Origin of the sequence: Pseudomonas sp. SJZ077 (genome assembly GCF_007993905.1) — a bacterium.
Classification (GTDB): domain Bacteria; phylum Pseudomonadota; class Gammaproteobacteria; order Pseudomonadales; family Pseudomonadaceae; genus Aquipseudomonas; species Aquipseudomonas mandelii.
On sequence record NZ_VIUJ01000026.1, the window covers coordinates 19,302 to 38,379 of the forward strand.

Below are 19,078 nucleotides of genomic sequence, written 5' to 3' on the forward strand. Positions count from 1 at the left end.
TCTCCTATTTTGATTAACGGAATCGAAAGCATGTTCGAAAATAAGAATAATTACCCTACGGGCGATGACTCCACGCAACCCTTGCACAACCCGGTCACGCTGGAAACGCTGCAATCGGCGCGTACCTACCGCCTGCAGCGGGTGCGCTATCAGTTACTGGCGCGCGATTGTGCCGCCATCCTGCTCTATGATCCGGTCAATATCCGCTACGCCACTGACACCTCGAACATGCAGGTGTGGACCTTGCACAACTTCGCTCGTTACGCGTTGGTGTTTGCCAATGGGCCCGTGATCCTGTGGGAGTTCCACAATTGCGAACACCTGCATGAGGGGATCAGTCTGATCGATGAAGTGCGCGAAGCGGTCAGTTGGAGTTATTTCGGTGCCGGTTCGCGCATATCCGAGAAGGCTGCCATTTGGGCCCGAGAAATTGTCGATGTGATGGGTGAACACGCTGGTGCCAACGCGCGCCTGGCCGTGGATAAGGCAGACTTCGAAGGGCTTGAGCTACTCCAAACTGAGGGGTTGAGCCTGGTCGAGGGGCACAGTCTGATGGAGGAGGCGCGCAAGATCAAATCAGCCGCCGAACTGGAGCTGATGCGCTGGACCATCGAGGTGTGCGAGAAAGGCATTCAGCGCATGCATGATGAGCAGCGTCCTGGCATTACCGAGAACCAACTGTGGGCCTGGCTTCACTACGAGAATATCCGCCACGGTGGAGAGTGGATCGAAACCCGCCTGCTCGCTTCCGGACCTAGAACCAACCCGTGGATGCAGGAGTCAAGCGATCGGGTGATGCAGGAAGGTGAAATCATTTCCTTCGACACGGATCTGATCGGTCCCTATGGCTATTGCGCGGATATCTCGCGAGCTTGGACCGTCGGTCACGTTGCCCCTACGACCGAGCAGCGCAAGCTGTATGCGCTGGCCCATGAACAGATCCACCACAACATGGCGCTCTTGCGCCCTGGCCTGAGCCATCACGAGTTCGTTCAGCGATCCTGGGATATTCCACAACCTTATCAGCACAACCGTTACTGCTGTGTTGTGCATGGTGTGGGTCTGGCCGACGAATATCCGGCACTGGCGCATAAAGGTGCTGATTGGGAGACCAGTGGTTATGACGGTGTTTTTGAAGAGAATATGGTTATTTGCGTGGAAAGTTATATGGGCAAACGTGGAGGTAAGGAAGGTATTAAACTTGAGCAGCAAGTTTTAATTACCCACAACGGTTGCGAGGCGCTTTCAAATTATCCGTGGCAGGAGGACTGGTTGTAATCGTTCATCTCAGGTGGTGGCAGTTATATGCACATCCCAGCCTGGTACGATAGTACTCATGAGAAATAGTCATTAGTCGCGCAGATAAAATGATTTGTCGTACACCGCTTCCTGTTTGAACATCATTTCCAATGCGTTGCCGTGCATTCCGGTCTGGATAACGTTACGCCCCATGGGCGGTTATTCGATGTTAGCTGTAAATACAAAAATAATAGAGAGGCCCTTAGCATGAAAGAATTAGTTGTCGATGAAGAATCCTGTTCTCGATCGTTCAATACCCGCATATTAGGATTTAATGTTCACCGGGTTATTTTTCCTGTTTCATTCTTGATTGTATTGGCGCTGGTTTTGGTTGCGTTGCATGATCCGATAACCTTCGGCCAGTCCTTGGAGGGAGCGAAAGGCTGGATTCTCAAGAACTGCGACTGGTTCATCATGATTATGGGTAATCTGGCCGTGCTGTTTTGCGCCAGCGTGGCCATTTCACCCTTTGGTAAAATTCGCTTGGGTGGAAAGGAGGCGACGCCGGAGTTCAGCACACTGTCCTGGTTTTCGATGCTATTTGCAGCCGGAATGGGTGTTGGCCTGCTGTATTGGGGCGTGGCTGAGCCGGTCGCACAATATACCGCTTGGTGGAAAACGCCACTCAATGTCCTCGCGAACACCCCACAGGCCGAGCATGCAGCAATGGGGGCAACGATCTTTCACTGGGGATTTCATCCTTGGGCCATCTACCTGACCAGTGCGTTGGTGGTTGGATTTTTTGCCTTTAACAAGGGGCTCCCATTTGCCCTTAGTTCGGGGCTGCAGCCATTGATTGGTAAAGCACATCGAGGGCTGCCAGGGCAGTTGGTCGACGTGTTTACCGTAGTGCTTACCGTATTCGGCTTGGCCACCTCTTTAGGCCTTGGCGCCATGCAGTCGACTGCCGGTATCTCACAAGTATTGGGCATTCCCAACTCCTTTAGTTTGCAGCTGCTGTTCATCTTGGTCGTGACTGGACTGGCCGGGTTTTCTCTATGGCGGGGCATGGATGCAGGAGTCAAGTTGCTAAGCAATATCAATATGTTACTGGCGCTGGGCTTATTCATATTGGTTGTGTTTGGAATTGGGGTATCGACGTTTTTTTCTGGGGTGCTGAGCACGACCGTCGACTATGTCGAGTTCTTCCTGCCACTGAGTAACTGGATCAATCGTCCAGACCAGGACTGGTTCCATGGATGGACGGTATTCTATTGGGCGTGGTGGTGCACGTGGGGTCCGTTGGTCGGTGTATTCGTTGCGCGTGTTTCCCGAGGCCGCACGCTCCGTCAGATGGTCGGCGTGGTGATGTTGGTGCCAACCCTGGTGGCTATCGCCTGGTTCACAGCGTTCGGCACGGGTGCCATCGATCAAGTTATCTCCGGTAGTGGAACCCTCGCGGCAGGTCTAACCGATGTTAATATGGCGATCTTTCAGTTCCTACAGATGCTGCCGATCCCGCTCATAAGCTCAGGATTGGTGGTCATCCTGTTGGTAATCTTTATGGTGACTTCTATGGACTCGGGCGCCTTAGTAGTCGACAACCTGGCCGCGGGCGGTGACCCGGAAACTTCACCAGTACAGCGGGTACTTTGGTTAGTGATGATTGCATTAGTCACCATCACGCTGTTCGTAATCGGTGGAGATACCGCGTTGAAAGGTATCCAGGCCGGTGCAGTGGCCATGGGGTTGCCGTTTATGGTGCTCATGCTGTTGCTAATGATCGGCTTCGTTAAAGCGCTGGCCAAGGAACCTCGTGACTAAAGTTGCTTTAAGGAGAGCGGCCTACTTCTTCGGAGGTAGGCAGCTGGCCAATTCATGGAAGGTAAACCGGCTGAGGGGGATGTTGAGAATGGAATCGCAACAAGACGATATACAGAGTTTTGTGGGTGAACTAAGGAAAATTGTGCATGACGCAGCGAATGAGGCCGAACTGCTTTCGCTCGTCGGCCCTTTGGTTCAACGAATGGTGCAAAAGCGTAGTTGGCTAAGCGCCGAAATGTATGAAGCCGACTCAGAATTGGGATATGGAACGACGTTGTTACACGTCGAGCCTGACCAGACATTATTCGTGGTGGTCGATAGCTGGCTACCCGGGCGTGGTGTGCCGCCCCATGACCACGATACCTGGGCGGTGGTGGTAGGTGTCGATGGCACCGAGCGCAACCTGTTTTGGCAGCGTCTGGACGATGCGCTACTTCCTGGATACGCCGAGCTGCAGCTAATGGGTGAGCGATGCATCACAGATGGAGAAGTGCTACTTTTGCCAAGCGGGAGTATTCACAGTGTGATCAATGAAACTGAACACACAAGCCTTTCGTTTCATGTGTATGGTCGACATTTGAATTTTACCGAGCGACGCCAGTTCGACCCGGAAAACAATCTTGAACGGCCGTTCAAAATAGCCCCACGCGCGAGCCATGGCGCGGCTGGAGCCCAATTACCATAGATCATTAAGCGGAGTATCGGATCGAAGTTAACGGTCGCTTATGGTATGGCAACTGGGGAGGATTTCTGTAAGCGTCCGGTAATCCCACCCATTGATCCCTAGGCTGCACAGCGCTGCCCATTCAGCACTGACTGTACCTGAACCAAAGCAACCAACTGAATACCTGAAAGCAGCTGCATTAAGCGGGCTTTCAATGTGAGTTATGGTCGGGCCGCTCTGCTGCGGGCCATATGGATGAGTGCTGATCTACGACTACCCAGGGAAATTCGCTCTTCGACAGCAAATGGCAAGAAGCCCAGTTTTGGATAAAGCAGCAAGCCTGCTGTATTTTCATTGAAGCACGAGATCTGCACCTCTGTGGCGTCATAGCGGTCGAACGCCAGAGCTGTCAACGTCTCCACGATGAAGGTCGCCACACCCTTTCCTCGTGCCTCTTGGGCAACGATGACATTACCGATACAGCAAACCCCACCTGTTTCAGCCCGATAAAAGTTAGCAAAGCCGACGACGCTGTTCCCGGTCTCGACAACCGTCGAGTCGAATCGTTGAGCAATAGCATTAGACAGCTGAGCTTCAGTCAGAGGGTATTGAGCTTTCGGGAACATATAAAACAGTTCCCGAGCGTTCAGGGGAAAGCTACAGATAGTTTTGATGTCATCAGCCTTCACTGGCCTGTGTTGCAATATCATCGCGCGTCCTTGAGGTCTATGCATCCGGCATTCTAGCTCACCTAGATTTGCTCAAACACCTTGCCTGGTTACCGCGGCACCCATTGATGCGGTAGCAGGTTTGCAATATCCCACGCCCGCTGCGTCGGCAGCCGCGTGAGAACATCCTTCAGATAAGCATATGGATCATGCCCATTGAGCCGTGCCGATTGGATCAAATTCATGATCGCTGCCGCACGTTTGCCACTGCGTAATGAATCGCCCCGGATTCTTTAGACACCTTGCAAGCTCGCTGTGTAACGCTTTTCAAACTCTACCGGTGACAGCTGATTGTTGAAACCATGACGACGCTTCGAGTTGTAAAACATCTCGATGTAATCGAACACATCACCACGAGCATCCTGTCGTGTGGTGTAAATTTTCCGCTTGATCCGTTCCCGTTTCAGCAGCTTGAAGAAGCTCTCAGCCACGGCGTTGTCATGACAATTGCCTCGGCGGCTCATGCTGGCAACCAAATTGTTTGCCTTCAAAAAACTGCGCCAATCGGAGCTGCTGTACTGGCTGCCCTGGTCGGAGTGAACCATCACCTCTTGTTTCGGTTTTCGCCTCCAAACCGCCATCAATAACGCATCAATGGCCAAATCACTGATCATCTGCGACTTCATTGACCAGCCAACGACCTGACGAGAAAACAGATCCAGCACCACCGCCAAATACAGCCAGCCTTCATACGCACGAATGTAAGTGATGTCGGTGACCCAAACTTTGTTGGGTTCTAAGACATCGAACTGGCGCTTCAGTAAATTGAGTGAGGCGACCGCTGGCTTACCGCCGTATTTGCCAGGACGGCGTCGATACCCTGTCTGAGAGCGCAGACCTTCAAGACGCATCAGCCTCGCCACACGATGCCGACCACAATCCTCACCGACTTCGCGCAGATCGTCATGGACTTTGCGATAGCCATAAACGCCGCCGCTCTCCAGCCAGGAATGCTTGATCAAAGGTATGGGCTGAAGTATGGGCTGCAGGGTTTTGTCAAAAGCCAGAAACGACAAAGCCCTGAATAATCAGGGCTTTGTCGGTACAAATATGGCGGAGGCGATGGGAGACGCACTACGAAGCCATACCGCAGAAAAAACATTTAAAAACAACAAGTTAGTTCAGATGCAAAAGAGGTTGTGACCTAGAGTGTGACCACCTCTGTGGCGTGCCGAAGATCACCCTTTGGCGTAAGTCTCGCAATCAGAAGCCGACGAACGGTAGGTCGGTTGCAGCATTCAAGTAGTGGCAAAAACTCAAATTGCGAGCTGCTGAGCCAGGCTTAGCACGCGCTCACGATCATCTTTTTTCAGCGAATGGAAAAGCTTGAGCAGTTCAGCTTCGTCATCGTCATCACAATAGAAATAAGCGGCGGGCAAACCCAGTGCATTCGCGATTTGCTGAACAGTTCCTTTGCCAGGCACATGTACGCCGTTTTCGTACTGATTCATCCTCGCTGATGCACTGGCAGGCTCTAGTCCAGCCTCCATGCCGAGGCGTTCTTGGCTAAGGCCTGCTGTCTTCCGCGCCGCTCTCAATCGTTCGCTGAACGTGCTCATTTTCTCTTGCCGCAAAAGCTAAGAGAGTCTTAGTTTTTCGTTGACGGAGTACTAAGAGATCCTTAGTATTTGCTCGGTGATGGCTTTTTGATGTCTTGCGCTTTAGACAGACCAAACTAGAGAGGGATTTTGAAATGTACGAAATGAAAATAGTTGACGGTCATCTGAACTCGAAATCTCGCGGGAGACTAGGCGATAACGCATCGTATAATTACTGGAAAATTGACGGTGAAAAATTAGAAAATATTAGTTTGCCGGATGAATTGGACGCACACGTTGATGTGGGTAAAAAAGTAAGAGCTACTTACTATGAGGGGAAAGATAAGGTAAAAAGGATTGTAGCAATTCAAAGTGAAGGCGAGTCAGTACGCGCAGTTGAAACGATACCGTTTGTTTGTAGTACAATCTTTAACATTAGTCCGTTAGTGCTCTTAGTTGGATTTGTGTCGATCTTCGTGTTTCATGGCTGGTGGAGTAGTACTCTAGGTAATAACAGAACAAGTTTTGCCGGGTCTCCATATCAATTGGCTTGGGTCGCACTAAATTTTCTAGTTGTCTATCGTTACATGATAAAACCAATCAGGGCAGTGGTGGGTGGAGTGAGACAATTTCGTGAATATTGCGAAAGTAAACCTTGGGCATCTATCAGCAACTAATTTGCTCTTGGAGGCCCTCAGGGCTGGTCGCGGTCAATAGTCGCATATGATCGGGCCGCAGCTGGGCGGCTGGTTGGCCAGCTTCACCGGCCAGCCAGGCGATCATATGTGGCGGACAAGCGCAGCGCGTCGGGCTCTTGCTGCCGCAGATCTTCCCCCTGGCCAACCTTCTTCGTCGCCCTTGACTCTCGAAATCAAAAAAATAGGGATAGCGATAGCGACGCGCAGCGGCGCATGAGCACGCCGACCCCGGCCCGGGGGACGTCCTGTCGGGGGCGGAACCCCGACACTGGGGCGCCGAAGAGGCGCGATCTTGCTTTCGCCCGCCGGACTAGCCTTGCCCGGCGAGAAGGGCACATAGTGTTTCAGTCGTTTAATCATCGCTGCACATTTCAAAAAGCTCACAATGAGTGACTTGGGCAAGTTTGATTTGCGTTTGTGCTGTCGCTGTACAAATTATGTTGATTTCAACTTTTCTAACAAAGTCCGTTATTATTGCGGGGCTTGCATATTCCTCCGGCAATTCTTCGGAAATATTGACCTGTAATCGAGCGTTTCCGCACTTCAAACAACGTGTTTTATTTGATAGTGGGTGAGCTGTCAAATGCAGTTTTTCCAGGAGTTCTATGCGTTTCGTTAATGATACTTTGTCCATCATCTCTAGCCTCATCGTTTATTTTTGTTTTTAGTGCAAAGCCAAATTTCCGATTGGAATTTTTAACAGCCGATATAAAAAGTTTCTCATCCAGCTTATCTAGCTTCGGCGCAACCGCCTTGGGCGCTTCTATGAGCGATGACAGATCGGAGCGCAGTCCAGTGCCAGCCTGCGCCTTTCGCATCGCCCCCAGCGGCGTCAGGATTCGCTGTTCGACCCGCCTCTGTTGCTGATCCAGGGCTTTGAGGTAACGCATGTCATCACGTAGTTGTTTGATGTGCTCGCTGATCAATCGTCGGTTGGAAGCAAAATCACTGCCGTAGCCATCCTGGCTCAAAAAATTGCGCCCGCTGTAAGTGCTCAAGTTGAATTTGAACAGCACGGAAAAGCCTCTGGTAAAAGCTTGGCGGAAGGCCTCTGCCGCTTCCTGCTGCTGCTTGAAGAACTTGCGCGACTGCGCCATCGCTTCGTCGACGCCCTGTTTGAGCGCGTTGTACAGCTTGCGCCGCAGTTCATCGGCGACCGGGTCGTCGGTCTTGACGTCAGCCACTTCCAACTCCGGATGGCACGCATTAGCCAGGCCATCGATCTGTGTTTGATCGAAGCCGCGAATCAACGGGTGATTGGCCACAAAATTGCGAGCAGCAGTCCGAGCCCCAGGACTGAAAGTATCCAGATCGTTTTTAATTGCTTTAAATTCTTCTGACAGGCTTGCAAGTTCATTTGAAGAGACTGATTCAAGTCGCTTTGCGCGCTCGATCGACTCTCCAACGATTTTATGTCTTCCTTGAGTTTCCGCTGTTCGTTCAGCAAGTGCTTCACCATAGCGGGATTCAGACCCAGCTCGGCCATTTTGGAATCTTGCAATTGCTTCTGCATGCCTTTCTGCAACTTGCTCGAAAGATCGTTCGCCATACAATTCCCCTTTTAAGCGCACAGCTTTATCCATTCCTTCAAATTTGAAGGAAAAATAGTCGCTGCTTTTTCTTGTTATAGTTGCACCACTGTTTTCCAAAAACTTGATCATGTCCTCGCGGCCACCGATCGCCCGGTTATCGATCAATGTATCAATCGCCTGGATCACTTGCTGTTTGATGTTCTTTTTCGGATCAAACTGTTTCAGCTCTATTGGCCTTTTATATTGCGGATCGCGAGGGTTCTGCAGGCCGTACTTCTCGCACATGTGATCAACAAAGGCGTCATTCTGCCAAATGAACACCTGGTTGCTGCCAGGCCCGCGCTTGCCGTTGTAATTCGGCGGAAACGGGTTGAAGTATTTGCCACTTTCCGCGTGCACCCTCGGCGCCATGTAGTGCATTTCAAGGCGTCCCAGGTGCCTATGCTCCACCAGGCACCACAAGCGGCTATCGGCATTTTCAATGCCGGCAAAAGCGAAGTCTTTGAACTCTTGGATTAGCGCTTCCTTCCGGCCTGGTGTCGCATCAATCAGTGCCGTTTCTTCCGTCGAAAAGCTCAGTACGCCAGACGTGTACTTGTGCTTGAAATCCAGGCTTTCGCATAGCGCACGAATCACCTCCGGGTCGCCCTCCAGCAGCTCGGGGGCCGGTACGCGTGGCTTCCAGACTTGGGCCTCTTTGTCGAAGTAATCATCGTCCAGGAAGTAATCCAGGCCGCAGCCGGCACCACTGGTGCTGTAGTTAGAAAGGCCGTGGATCATGCCGGCACCTGCTGCGCCTTGGCCGGCTTTTTCGCTGATCGCGGTTTGCGTTTGCGGCTCAGCAGATGGATCGCCTGCGACAACTCAGCGACGCTGCGTACGTCACCGCCGATCTGCCCCAACTGGTAATGGATCAGCAAGGCATCGGCGTTCTCACGATAGGTATTGGCATGCTTGGCCAGCATGTTCAGATTGCTGTTGATTCGGCCCAGACAGGCATTCAGTTCTTGCAGCTGCTTTGAAATACCAGGGGTGACTTCCACAGTCGACTCGGTAATCAAGCGGCTAACAAATTGGCTTACATTCATTTCAGCTGCACGAGCTTTTTGATTGAGCAATTCCCGCTGTGACAATGGCACCTGGGCATTGATTTGTACCATCTTATCCGATGCTTTTTCTATCTCGGGCATGACCCCTCCTGGAGTTCTTGTTATTGATCTTTCTTAGCTCTTAAAGGGGCATGGGGGAACCCCATTGGGTCAAGGGTAAACCCTTGCAAGGTCGGGAAATAGTCGTAGACTATTTTTCGAGGAGCCTTGTTCGCTTATGTACTTGAACGTATTATCAACATAGAGATAAAGAATCTTCAATTGGCAAGCTTTAGGTAGAGGGTTATATTTGGAGGTGTATATGTACGAGTTGAGCTTTGGTTGTATAGCAGATTTTTATACTGCCGATGAAACGCTTGTAGATGATGCAAGTTACGATGGAAAAAACGCACTGCAAGATCAGACCAGAGCGTCAATCAGGTGCATCAGGCAGTATTTCAATGAGCATCAGACTACAGCTGTCCTAGCGAGACGGGAGGCTACAATTGAGAGTAGTATGCCGTCCATCGACGATTTTTTTTCTTAACGCTACCTTTAAAATTCCATCACGCGACGGAGCAGGTAATGGATTATCTATCTGACGAGATAAAAAAAATCATAGCCACAATGGATATTGGTGCTAAGCAACGCTTGATGGGGGACATCGCGCACGTCAACACGATGACGCCGAATGAGTCTTGTTGGTGTGGTAGTGGTGAAAAGTTTTCTGAATGCCATCTACATCGGGAAAAGAAGCGGAAAATCTCGCGAAACGTGGAACGTCACGAGCAAAGCCGGATATTTGATAAAAGTGAGTTTTGCTGTGCCAGTTACGACGCACATAATTGCGTTCTTCCAATTAAAGGTGCTCACACTATTCAAAGAAGTCGGGTACTAACAAGCATTGCTAAAGATGGACACGTCGGCACGTTTTATCGGAATTCAGAAGGCCGACTTGATGAGAAAGGGATAAAAACCGGGATCAAATCTAATGCGTCTATTTTTTTCGGTTTTTGCTCCTATCATGATACTGAAATTTTCAAAGCAATAGAAATAAACGAATTTTCGCCGAGTCGAGAAAATTGTTGGTCTAGTTCTTATAGAGCTGTTTGTCATGAGTTTTATCAAAAAACTGCCGCTTGCGAGGCTGTAGATTGGAAAATCCAAAATCTAGATAATGGACGTACTCTTATTGAACAGCTAATACTTCAATATAGTCTTCGACGCATTCAGAGAGATATATTAAAAGGATTAGATGATATTAGTAGAATTAAATCTAGTTTTGAATCGATACGTTTGAATAGTAGTTTTCACTTGCTAAAGAACTATATTATAGAGTTCGATACGCCCTTGACGGTCGCTGTGTGCGGAACTATATCGCCTTTCTATAATCTTGACGGTGTCAGAATTCAAAATTTCAGTGGGCAGCAAGAGTCCCTTGAGCACATTGCATTATCCACAGTTTGTATTCAGGGGCGTGCCGTGTACTGTTTGTCTCATTTGATTGAGCACGAGAAAGCTAGTATTTATCTCGCTGATCTCTTTCAACGAGGTGATAAATTTATAAAAAATTGGTTGGTAAAATCGATTTTTGCTCATGTCGAAAATAATTATTTTAGTCTTGGTTGGTGGAATGGTATTTCGGAATGCGACCAAGAGCATATTTGCGAGTTGGCTCTTTCCGAAAGCTATACTTCAAAACTCAATTATGATGATTTTCCTGCACGTCTTGTTCCTGGAGAAATCCATAAAAAACTGATGGTGTAGTGTTGTCTAACATCACTATGCTGCTCGCCTGTTGGTTATTTGGAGCTGTATATGAAAGGGGAAGATTCAAATAAATTTTGCGCCTTCTGCAATGCAGAATTAAAAGGGGCAAGCAGGTCTAAGGAACATATAATTCCAAATTCTATAGGCGGCTGGCTAAAAACGTCTGATTTCATTTGTATAGAATGCAACAGCACGAGGGGCGATAGCTGGGATTCAGAGCTTGCTGAGCAGCTAAACTGGTTTTCGCTTTCGCTCGGCATCACTAGAGAGCGTGGATTGCCTCCAGGCCAACTAGTTAATACGGTAGATGGGCGCCAATATATGCTTTTGCCAGACGGCTCTTTCTCCCCAAAGTCGAGTTATTCCGAAGAGTTTGTTGATGGTAAAAAAAGAATCAGCATGGTCGCTAAGTCAATTGCAGAGGCAAAAAAAAGATTAAATGGGGTTGCCAGAAAGCACCCTGCCTTTGACTTAGACAAAGCACTCTCCGAGCTGAAAATTGACACGGCTTACCTGGATAGTCCTCTAACAGTAGAGCTTAGCCTCGGTGGGGGGAAGGCTGGTCGTTCGCTCGTTAAAACAGCGCTGGCGTTTGCGTCACACTGCGGTATACCACATAGTCAATTTGGCCGAGCAATTGCATACTTGCTTGACATGAACGCTGAGCCGCCATATGGGCACGCCTACTTGAGCGATCTTGTGATTGACCGAAACAAGGAAACAATATTCCATTGCGTTTCTTTAAAAAGTGATCCTGATAAAAGCAGGTTGTGGTCTTATATTGAATACTTCGGGCTATTTCGCGTCATAATCTTAATTAACGACAATTACACCGGCCCGGAAATAGATGAAATCTATGCGCTCGATCCTATAACTGGTGAAGAAACCCATGTCGCAGTAAACAGCAATATAGCTGATGAGGAGTTTTTCAAGGTAATAGATGGTTTCGGGGTCGACCATGCCATTCATAAAGCCGCTGCGGATTTCGCTTTACCTATTATTATTAAAAGAAGCGAGCAGCGTGCTCTTGATAGTGCTGTGAGGGCAGGCTTTGTGTACGCGGCTGAGACACTAGGTATTCCAGAGGGATCAGATATTCCATTAGAGAAGGCAGAACAGTTTACAATATTAATGATGGAAAAAATCAGCCCCTATATCTCTCATCGAATACGCGGTAACCGCTAACGGAGCTAGTAACGAAAACACAATCATTCAGGTAATGAGTTTTTGGAGGTCGTCATGGGAACAATTGAAGTAACGCTTGGTTTCCTCGGACTGGTTGGTATAGGCGGTATCATCACTGCGCTGATTACTAAGCGGAAAGAGCTTCTATTCAAAGTTTTAGAAAATAAAGAAAGACGATATAAGTCGTGCCTGTTGTATATGGATGTGTATTTTAAGCCGGAAAATATTAAATATCTTTCGAGTAGGCAGTCAGACATCAGTTCTGCGCTGGATGTGATTGAGTATCTGAAAGCTGAATATCACGAAATGATTCTCTACGCATCAAAGCCCGTAATACTTAGCGTGAAAACTTTCATCGAAACGCCTAACAAAACTAATTTTTTATCAACGGTATTGGCTATGAGAAAAGATTTGTGGTCAAAGAAGGATGATTTCAAAATTAACGAAATCGGGTTGTCAGAAACAAATAATTAGCCTTTGGCTTATAGCGGTACTGTGTTATGCCGCTTTTTTACCTTCATTGAGCCCAGGTCTTTCAAGCATCACGAGTCCAGTTTTTTTAGGTTCCTCGTTATTCTGTTCGACTTCAAGTTGTGTGGGTGTCGACGCACGCTTGTAATAAATACCGCGTCGTTCTTGAAGTGACTTCAGCGCTTCGCTCATCCTCATCCGCTGGGATAGGGGCAGGGAGAGTGTGCTTCGTGTCTGTGGCGCGCTGTGGAGCCCTTGCGGAGGGCTATGATCCGGCTCCGAGGGTCTAAGTCTGCTTTGGGGGAGCTCCTGCTCTTGCTCTTTGCTTTTACTTGAATAATTAACACTAATTGCCCCCATTTTGACGTGTTTGGATTTCGACGATATATAGAGGCTGGCCAAACGCTGTACGCCTTCATTTTCGTGGTTGAGCAATTTGAGCTCATTTTTGCTCAGGGCCATGCAGAGGCCACTCGTTTGAACGTGTTCTGCATCATCACGATGCTTGATGCCAACGATTTTGACGACTTCCTCTCCAAATTTATTCTTTGTAACCTCTTTCACAAAATCAATATTTTGAGAGTTCGCTGTGATGAAGGCGACACTGGCGTCTAGTTGCTTTTCGAGCCTCAGCGGATCGCTTTTTGAGACATATAGCTGATCCGCTAGTCGCTTCGCATGTAAATTCTGAGGGGATATCTCCAGTCGCTTGACTTTTCGCAGTGCTCGCCGTTTTGTGAGGGAACTCTTAACTCCGAAAAATGAATATTGTCGGGTGCCAGCAGCTCGGATGGCGCATTTGTATCTATTTGCCATTTCGTAGTTTATATCTTTGTTGTCGCTATCTTCATGCTGCATGGCAAAGGCCAGATAATTGAAAATATAACTCGATGCTGCTGCACATTTTACTGCGCCTTGAAGATCACTCCCCACAGTGGAGCGATTCAGGCCGTACTTAATCAGTTTGTCTTTAAAGGTTCTGAAATACCACTCGGGTCGGTCAGCGTTGTACAATTTTCCAATGACCGACTCAATCGAGTTTTTCATTGCGCTATCAAAAAAAATCAAAAAATGCATATGTGGACAGCCATCGTCGTGGACTTCGATCACTTTGAATCCGAAGTAGTCCTTTCCCCGCTTGAATTTTTTATCGAGCCTTTTTTGAAATGTTTTAAACATGCTGCCGTTTAAGTAGTCGCTGCCATTTTTAAATGTCAGGTCGTTATCGTAATCTGCTATTTCATTTCGTGTCTTGTTTTTCGGATTCGAATGAAATTTTGATGGACAAGTGAAAGTTACAAATGCCCATTCAAAATTGCTGTTGTCGGCGATCCTTTCGAGTGATTTAATTGTCAAAAATACTTCATGAAATTTATTTTTTGATGCGCTCTTGTTTGCTTCTTTTAGATTGAAGGTGATAGGTGTCCCAGACTTTATGCTCGGGAGGTATAGTTTTTTTTGTTGCTCCAAATATGCATCGTTTTTTAGTTTCTTTAGATGCATTAGCTCGACTGTATATGCTGAGCAGCACTTGTCCGGCTTGTCGAAACCAAGCTCTTTATTAATGAACGCCAAATGCTCTCTTCTCTTTAAAACCAAAGTATATATTTTCTTTCGCCACCAGCTGGCATTTTGAAGACGCTTTAGCTGACTAGCGATTGTTGAGTTTCTATTGGGAGTGACTGTTAAAGAAAACTCATGAGGCGTGCGAGCATGCAAAGCAAGCGCTAAACTGGCATCTTGAAGACGCTTTAGCAGACTAGCGATTATTGAGTTTCTATTGGGGGTGACAGTTTTAAGAAACTCATGAGGCGTACGAACATGCAAAACAAGCTTTGTTGTGTCTGCTTTAATATTGAAAATGTGATTTGTGTGGCTAAGGGAGATGAGGCGGGCAAGCTGATCTATTTTCAGTATTAGTAAAGACGGGGAGCTCTCTAACAACTTGTCTGTGTCGAAAGTCTCAGCGAGCACATAATTGGTATTTTTGGCGGAAGAATTCATGCGTTTTTCTTATTATTATAGTTGTTTGCCAAACCGCCCGGAGGTGCGGTAGGTTTACTTGATTTTCCCGACTAGTAATAACCTCATCGGTAGAAGAAATATTGACGTGGCTAAGTTTTCTGAGATGAGACAAAATACATAACGGTATCGTTACCGCTGCAACGGTCTGGGTTGTCTTCAAATATGGGAGTGATTTTACAAACACTCACCCCCATATCCTGGGCCGCCTATTCGGCGGAATGACACTATTAGAATTTCAGTCGATATCCAGCGTCGATATGCCAACGTTCACAAGGCTTCTCCCTGCAGTTCAGCGATCTGTTCTAAGAGATTAGCTTTAGCTTCTTTTAATAGCTTGAGCTGTTCTTTTTCACCAGTGATCCGCTTTTGTTCTATCCACACTTCCTCTTCAATCTGATTGATTAACTCGCGGCTGGCACTCATGAAGTTTTCACTGACGCCCTTGTCCGTCAGATTTTCGCTAAGATCGGATAGCTGATTTAGCCTTGACTCCCAGTCGTCAACAATGCCTTGGATTATGACGTTTTTCTTGGGTTTCCCCAGTTCGTAGATATGATTGAACATTATTTTGCACTCCTGTTGTTTACTAGAAAGCCTATACTCAAGCTCATTTTTATTCCCCTTCGAATTTTTTTGCGATAAATGTTTTAATATCACTTTCAAGCCATACGTTTTTAATTCCGATTTTTTGTGGCGATGGAATTTCCTTATTTAAAGTCATTTTATAGACGGTACTTCGACCGATTTTTAGAACTTCGCAAACTTGTTTGGTGGTAAGTAACATCGTTCAGTCCTGGTGTTTTGTGTTCACCCTGATAGCTTTTCGCAGATCACCTGGCCCGTCAATCGGTAAATCGTTGACAAAATGTCAATATTGTGAAGTACACTCAGTATACTTTTTTAAGCTGTTGAAAAACAAAGATAAAAATAATTAACTCGTCTACCTGATGAGGAAATAGCTTCAAGAAAACCGACAGACGGTAGTGCTTGATTGATTTTTGTCCGACACTGCCCGGAGGTTTAAGCGCGCTCTACATAGTTGTCCGACATCGACCGTAGATTGCTGACTATTAGCTGCTGCTTTAGGAGGGGGAGAGCGCACAAGGCTGCCGCTACGGTGCGTAGCGGCGCGAGGAGGGGGGATGTGTAGTGTCGTTGCTAGGCGTAGAGTTTTGCCGTTCCAGCGAGTTCGCAGAATGCTGCGATACCCCGTTTCAGCCTTTCAATAGCGGCGAAGTTAAACGCTTTGTAAAAATTCAGACTTTGATCGTTGATATCAAATTCAGAAAAATTTAGCTCTCCATTTTTCCTCTCAAAAGTAAATTCAATGTAGAGGTTTTCGTCTTTTGTATTGCAGTCGTCATCAAGAGAGTCGTACAAAACATAAAGCTTAGCTACACCCATAACTTTCCCGTTCGGGAGTCGCTCCAGTTTACTGATGCTTAGATCCACGTTTCACCTCCTTGGCTGCTAATGTCTTTTGTTTTAGTTCAAAGCTCTTCAATGATCGGGTAAGGATGCTTCTGAATTTCTTGCAGAATTGGTCATAAGTCATAACGTCAATTTTGAAGTTGAGGTTATTTAGAAAGTCTTTTTTGGTTTCGAGGTTGCTTGTTCCGTAGCGGTCTGCTTCTGATGTTGTTTCTTTTTCATGGCCTGTTATCGTTTCGATTATATAGCCACGTTGCTCATTGTTTTTAAGTACGTGATCGCGGAGTTCTGTGATGACAGTGTGTCTAAATGAGTGGAATTTTTTTCCATCATTCTGAGATTTATGCACGCCGACTTTTGAGAGATAACCGCCTGGCCCGTCGAGACGGCAAAAAAATTGAGTGGCAGTAGCGCCCCATTTGTTATTTTCGCTATACACCAAACCGTCGAATAGTTTTTTCTTTTTTTCGGCTTTCCGTTCTTGGACGTATATTAACAATCCAAGATCTATCAGTTTTTTATGAACGGGAACTAGTCGTTTGCTCGCTATGTTTTTCAGGCTTCGACGCTGAGGCACTGAATCAGAATCCCCTTCAATTTTAAAATAATAGATGCCATTTAACTCGCAAATATCATCTGTGTTGAGCTGGGATATCTCGCTAATCCTTGCTGCAGTGTGTAGCGCTATTAATGGAAGCCAATATTGATATTTAAAAATCCCATTGGTAGGGCAGGATTCGTGGGTGTTATATAGATAACCACTAAATATTTTTTGGATTTCTTCTGGTGTGAATGAAGACTTTTTGTCGTCGATGTGGCTGCTTTCCATCTTTTGCCGTGTACGAATTGCACTGAACGAAGGTTTCTTTATCGAGTCAGGGGTGTATTCAGTTATTCCATCGTTATGTGCTAATTTTAACAAGGAAATAAGCCTTGTGGAGTATTTTTCTGCTGTTGCCGAACTGATCTTTGTTTCGCCTGTACCTGCAATTAGATCGCTTTTAGCAATCTTTTTCGCGGTGTCGCCTAATTCAATTATAGATATTCCACGCACTTTGATGTTGCTTAAGTCTACAAAAACGTCCGAAAGTTCTTTCTGCGTTAATAGATTAACTGGTTTATTTTGTACTAGGACGTCGAACGCACGAGCATATCTTGAATATTCAAGATCAGTCTTTTTTTGTCTTGCTTTTGAAACCGTTCCCGGATCAAGCTTGTCGAGATTATGCAAGTCCTGAAATGAATTGTTCTTGCTCGGGGTTGATAGTTTTTTTTGGAGGGGGCGGTGGCTGATCTTGTATTGTGCGATTTGTGAAATGTGTTTTTGTGTAATGTCATGAACAATACTTTTAAATTGCTCTAACAGCAGTTCTTTGTCAGCAGTGGTCATGGTGAGGTGATTGATTTCTCGGCGAGTTGCATCGTCGTAATACGAAGCTTCAGCCATGACTCTTTGGTATAACGCGTTTTTATCATCGGCAGATAAGCCGTAGCTTTCGAGGATTTCATCGCTTGCGAAGGCATTGAGTAACTGCCAGGCAGATAAGAATTGGCTTACGCGCAGTGATGAAAGGCTCTGTTTCTTGACTTGAGCTTCCATCGCCCTTAATCGCGCTCGCATTTCAGCTAGCATTTCATCGGTGATATCCGCTTCTTCAATATTTTCGTACATGCTCAAAATCCGTTGATAAGCCGCGTTAACCTCTGCTGCTTTTTTAATGGCAGTCGAGCGGCTGTCTGTCTGAAGGGGGATTTTGAACTCTGATCGCTGCAAAAGGCGAGCGATAGACGTAGGCCAGCGCGCCCGGAAAACGTATTTTCCGCTGCGCGTTAGGCTTAGATGTAGATTTTTTGTGGGCATTTACAGCTCCAGGCCTTTCGGCTGTTGCTGCGGCTAGCTTTGTGACGCTTGTTGCGTCTACCTTGCTAGCCAGCCCTGAAAAGTCCTTGAAAATCAAGGACTTCTAAGAAAATGGCGGAGGCGATGGGATTCGAACTCATGGACCTGTTACAGTCGACGGTTTTCAAGACCGTTGCCTTAAACCACTCGGCCACACCTCCGTTTGCGTTGCGGGCGCCATAATACCTGAATGAAACACACTGTCAAACTCTCTGCATGGCTTGTTACAGAGCGTCTGTTATGATCTTTGCGACTGAACGTTTCAAACCAACAGGAGTGTCGCCATGCGCGAACAGGATTACGCAGTTAATAACAGCGTGCAGGTTGAGCAGCTAGAGGTTAGCCGCGTCCTGCGCAACACATACGGCTTGCTCGCTCTCACCCTCGCATTCAGCGGCGTGATGGCGTTCGTTGCTCAGCAGATGCGTGTCGGCTACCCGAATATTTTCGTGGTGCTGATCGGCTTTTACGGGCTTTTCTTCCTCACCAACAAACTCCGTGACTCGGCCTGGGGCCTGGTGTCGGCATTTGCCCTGACCGGTTTCATGGGTTTTCTGCTTGGCCCGATCCTCAACCGCTACCTGGGCATGCAGGGCGGCGCTGAAGTTGTCAGTTCGGCATTCGCGATGACGGCGTTGGTGTTCGGTGGTCTGTCGGCTTACGTGCTGATCACCCGCAAGGACATGAGTTTCCTCGGTGGTTTCATCACCGCAGGCTTCTTTGTACTGCTGGGTGCGACGCTGGCGAGCTTCTTCTTCCAGATCAGCGGTCTGCAACTGGCGATCAGCGCAGGTTTCGTGCTGTTCTCCTCGGTCTGCATTCTGTTCCAGACCAGCGCCATCATTCACGGCGGCGAGCGTAACTACATCATGGCGACCATCAGCCTGTATGTATCGATCTACAACCTGTTCGTCAGCTTGTTGCAGCTGTTCGGCATCATGAGCCGCGATGATTAATCGCAGGCTCTAAGTAAAAAACCCGCTCA

17 protein-coding genes, 1 tRNA gene and 2 pseudogenes are annotated in these 19,078 nt (G+C 47.5%); 8 read left to right on the plus strand and 12 right to left on the minus strand.

From position 1 onward, the window contains the following. The first annotated feature begins 30 nt into the window (after positions 1-30). The 3 genes from FBY01_RS27855 to FBY01_RS27865 all read left to right on the plus strand — a co-directional run bounded on the left by FBY01_RS27855 (position 31) and on the right by FBY01_RS27865 (position 3,748). A complete protein-coding gene (locus tag FBY01_RS27855) occupies positions 31-1,278 on the plus strand; it encodes a Xaa-Pro peptidase family protein (protein ID WP_010461039.1) in 1,248 nt (415 codons plus the stop codon). Between the two features lie 228 nt (positions 1,279-1,506). After that, on the plus strand, positions 1,507-3,063 hold the full coding sequence (locus FBY01_RS27860) for a BCCT family transporter (protein ID WP_145310375.1): 1,557 nt from the start codon (positions 1,507-1,509) through the stop codon (positions 3,061-3,063). Positions 3,064-3,151: 88 nt separating this feature from the next. Further along, a complete protein-coding gene (locus FBY01_RS27865) occupies positions 3,152-3,748 on the plus strand; it encodes a hypothetical protein (protein WP_145310377.1) in 597 nt (198 codons plus the stop codon). 200 nt (positions 3,749-3,948) lie between these two features. Here the strand turns inward: FBY01_RS27865 and FBY01_RS27870 are convergent, their stop codons facing one another. The 4 genes and pseudogenes from FBY01_RS27870 to FBY01_RS27885 form a co-directional block, all read right to left on the minus strand. After that, entirely contained in the window at positions 3,949-4,437 is a 489-nt protein-coding gene (locus tag FBY01_RS27870) for a GNAT family N-acetyltransferase (protein ID WP_145310379.1), read from the minus strand. 68 nt (positions 4,438-4,505) lie between these two features. Further along, positions 4,506-4,673 (minus strand): annotated as a pseudogene (locus FBY01_RS27875) (transposase domain-containing protein); the annotation flags it as partial. A 15-nt stretch (positions 4,674-4,688) separates the two neighbouring features. Continuing rightward, positions 4,689-5,417, minus strand: a pseudogene (locus FBY01_RS27880) (IS3 family transposase); the annotation flags it as partial. Positions 5,418-5,711: 294 nt separating this feature from the next. After that, positions 5,712-6,014, minus strand: a complete 303-nt coding sequence (locus FBY01_RS27885) for a helix-turn-helix domain-containing protein (protein WP_145310382.1) — start codon at positions 6,012-6,014, stop codon at positions 5,712-5,714. A gap of 134 nt (positions 6,015-6,148) precedes the next feature. Between FBY01_RS27885 and FBY01_RS27890 the strand changes: the two genes are divergently transcribed. After that, positions 6,149-6,670 (plus strand): hypothetical protein, encoded by a 522-nt coding sequence (locus FBY01_RS27890; protein ID WP_145310385.1) that lies wholly within the window; start codon positions 6,149-6,151, stop codon positions 6,668-6,670. A 578-nt stretch (positions 6,671-7,248) separates the two neighbouring features. On the opposite strand, the gene FBY01_RS27895 is transcribed toward FBY01_RS27890, so the two are convergent. Together FBY01_RS27895 and FBY01_RS27900 are read right to left on the minus strand one after the other, a co-directional pair. After that, entirely contained in the window at positions 7,249-9,003 is a 1,755-nt protein-coding gene (locus FBY01_RS27895) for a relaxase/mobilization nuclease domain-containing protein (protein ID WP_145310387.1), read from the minus strand. Then, positions 9,000-9,413 (minus strand): hypothetical protein, encoded by a 414-nt coding sequence (locus tag FBY01_RS27900; RefSeq protein ID WP_145310389.1) that lies wholly within the window; start codon positions 9,411-9,413, stop codon positions 9,000-9,002. The genes FBY01_RS27895 and FBY01_RS27900 overlap by 4 nt, the downstream gene beginning before the upstream one ends. 483 nt (positions 9,414-9,896) lie before the next feature. On the opposite strand from FBY01_RS27900, the gene FBY01_RS27905 reads away from it, so the two are divergent. Genes FBY01_RS27905 through FBY01_RS27915 form a run of 3 tightly spaced genes read left to right on the plus strand, consistent with a single transcriptional unit; the run spans position 9,897 to position 12,740 of the window. Further along, the gene (locus FBY01_RS27905; RefSeq protein WP_145310391.1) at positions 9,897-11,078 is read left to right on the plus strand and encodes an SEC-C metal-binding domain-containing protein; all 1,182 of its coding nucleotides are present in this window, start codon (positions 9,897-9,899) and stop codon (positions 11,076-11,078) included. A gap of 51 nt (positions 11,079-11,129) precedes the next feature. Continuing rightward, positions 11,130-12,266, plus strand: a complete 1,137-nt coding sequence (locus FBY01_RS27910) for an HNH endonuclease (RefSeq protein WP_145310393.1) — start codon at positions 11,130-11,132, stop codon at positions 12,264-12,266. 54 nt (positions 12,267-12,320) lie between these two features. Then, positions 12,321-12,740, plus strand: coding sequence for a hypothetical protein (locus tag FBY01_RS27915; RefSeq protein WP_145310395.1), 420 nt, complete (start codon positions 12,321-12,323; stop codon positions 12,738-12,740). Positions 12,741-12,764: 24 nt separating this feature from the next. On the opposite strand, the gene FBY01_RS27920 is transcribed toward FBY01_RS27915, so the two are convergent. From FBY01_RS27920 to FBY01_RS27945, 6 genes are all read right to left on the minus strand, one after another. Beyond that, complete coding sequence (locus FBY01_RS27920) at positions 12,765-14,741, minus strand: replication endonuclease (protein WP_145310397.1); 1,977 nt, start codon at positions 14,739-14,741, stop codon at positions 12,765-12,767. Between the two features lie 288 nt (positions 14,742-15,029). After that, positions 15,030-15,326: a hypothetical protein gene (locus tag FBY01_RS27925; protein ID WP_145310399.1), complete on the minus strand. Its 297-nt coding sequence runs from the start codon at positions 15,324-15,326 to the stop codon at positions 15,030-15,032. Positions 15,327-15,375: 49 nt separating this feature from the next. Then, entirely contained in the window at positions 15,376-15,546 is a 171-nt protein-coding gene (locus tag FBY01_RS27930) for an AlpA family transcriptional regulator (protein WP_145310401.1), read from the minus strand. A 374-nt stretch (positions 15,547-15,920) separates the two neighbouring features. Further along, positions 15,921-16,214: a hypothetical protein gene (locus tag FBY01_RS27935; RefSeq protein ID WP_145310403.1), complete on the minus strand. Its 294-nt coding sequence runs from the start codon at positions 16,212-16,214 to the stop codon at positions 15,921-15,923. Beyond that, the gene (locus FBY01_RS27940; protein ID WP_145310405.1) at positions 16,195-18,054 is read right to left on the minus strand and encodes a site-specific integrase; all 1,860 of its coding nucleotides are present in this window, start codon (positions 18,052-18,054) and stop codon (positions 16,195-16,197) included. The genes FBY01_RS27935 and FBY01_RS27940 overlap by 20 nt, the downstream gene beginning before the upstream one ends. Positions 18,055-18,166: 112 nt before the next feature. After that, positions 18,167-18,254 (minus strand) — tRNA-Ser (locus FBY01_RS27945). Positions 18,255-18,377: 123 nt separating this feature from the next. On the opposite strand from FBY01_RS27945, the gene FBY01_RS27950 reads away from it, so the two are divergent. Beyond that, entirely contained in the window at positions 18,378-19,049 is a 672-nt protein-coding gene (locus FBY01_RS27950; protein ID WP_010461027.1) for a Bax inhibitor-1/YccA family protein, read from the plus strand. Positions 19,050-19,078: the final 29 nt, after the last annotated feature.

Coding starts and splice junctions, on each gene's coding strand:
- FBY01_RS27865 (WP_145310377.1), top strand. CDS start 3,152: ATGGAATCGCAACAAGACGATATACAGAGTTTTGTGGGTGAACTAAGG.
- FBY01_RS27855 (WP_010461039.1), top strand. CDS start 31: ATGTTCGAAAATAAGAATAATTACCCTACGGGCGATGACTCCACGCAA.
- FBY01_RS27885 (WP_145310382.1), bottom strand. CDS start 6,014: ATGAGCACGTTCAGCGAACGATTGAGAGCGGCGCGGAAGACAGCAGGC.
- FBY01_RS27940 (WP_145310405.1), bottom strand. CDS start 18,054: ATGCCCACAAAAAATCTACATCTAAGCCTAACGCGCAGCGGAAAATAC.
- FBY01_RS27895 (WP_145310387.1), bottom strand. CDS start 9,003: ATGATCCACGGCCTTTCTAACTACAGCACCAGTGGTGCCGGCTGCGGC.
- FBY01_RS27930 (WP_145310401.1), bottom strand. CDS start 15,546: ATGTTACTTACCACCAAACAAGTTTGCGAAGTTCTAAAAATCGGTCGA.
- FBY01_RS27905 (WP_145310391.1), top strand. CDS start 9,897: ATGGATTATCTATCTGACGAGATAAAAAAAATCATAGCCACAATGGAT.
- FBY01_RS27870 (WP_145310379.1), bottom strand. CDS start 4,437: ATGATATTGCAACACAGGCCAGTGAAGGCTGATGACATCAAAACTATC.
- FBY01_RS27920 (WP_145310397.1), bottom strand. CDS start 14,741: ATGAATTCTTCCGCCAAAAATACCAATTATGTGCTCGCTGAGACTTTC.
- FBY01_RS27910 (WP_145310393.1), top strand. CDS start 11,130: ATGAAAGGGGAAGATTCAAATAAATTTTGCGCCTTCTGCAATGCAGAA.
- FBY01_RS27925 (WP_145310399.1), bottom strand. CDS start 15,326: ATGTTCAATCATATCTACGAACTGGGGAAACCCAAGAAAAACGTCATA.
- FBY01_RS27915 (WP_145310395.1), top strand. CDS start 12,321: ATGGGAACAATTGAAGTAACGCTTGGTTTCCTCGGACTGGTTGGTATA.
- FBY01_RS27860 (WP_145310375.1), top strand. CDS start 1,507: ATGAAAGAATTAGTTGTCGATGAAGAATCCTGTTCTCGATCGTTCAAT.
- FBY01_RS27900 (WP_145310389.1), bottom strand. CDS start 9,413: ATGCCCGAGATAGAAAAAGCATCGGATAAGATGGTACAAATCAATGCC.
- FBY01_RS27890 (WP_145310385.1), top strand. CDS start 6,149: ATGTACGAAATGAAAATAGTTGACGGTCATCTGAACTCGAAATCTCGC.
- FBY01_RS27950 (WP_010461027.1), top strand. CDS start 18,378: ATGCGCGAACAGGATTACGCAGTTAATAACAGCGTGCAGGTTGAGCAG.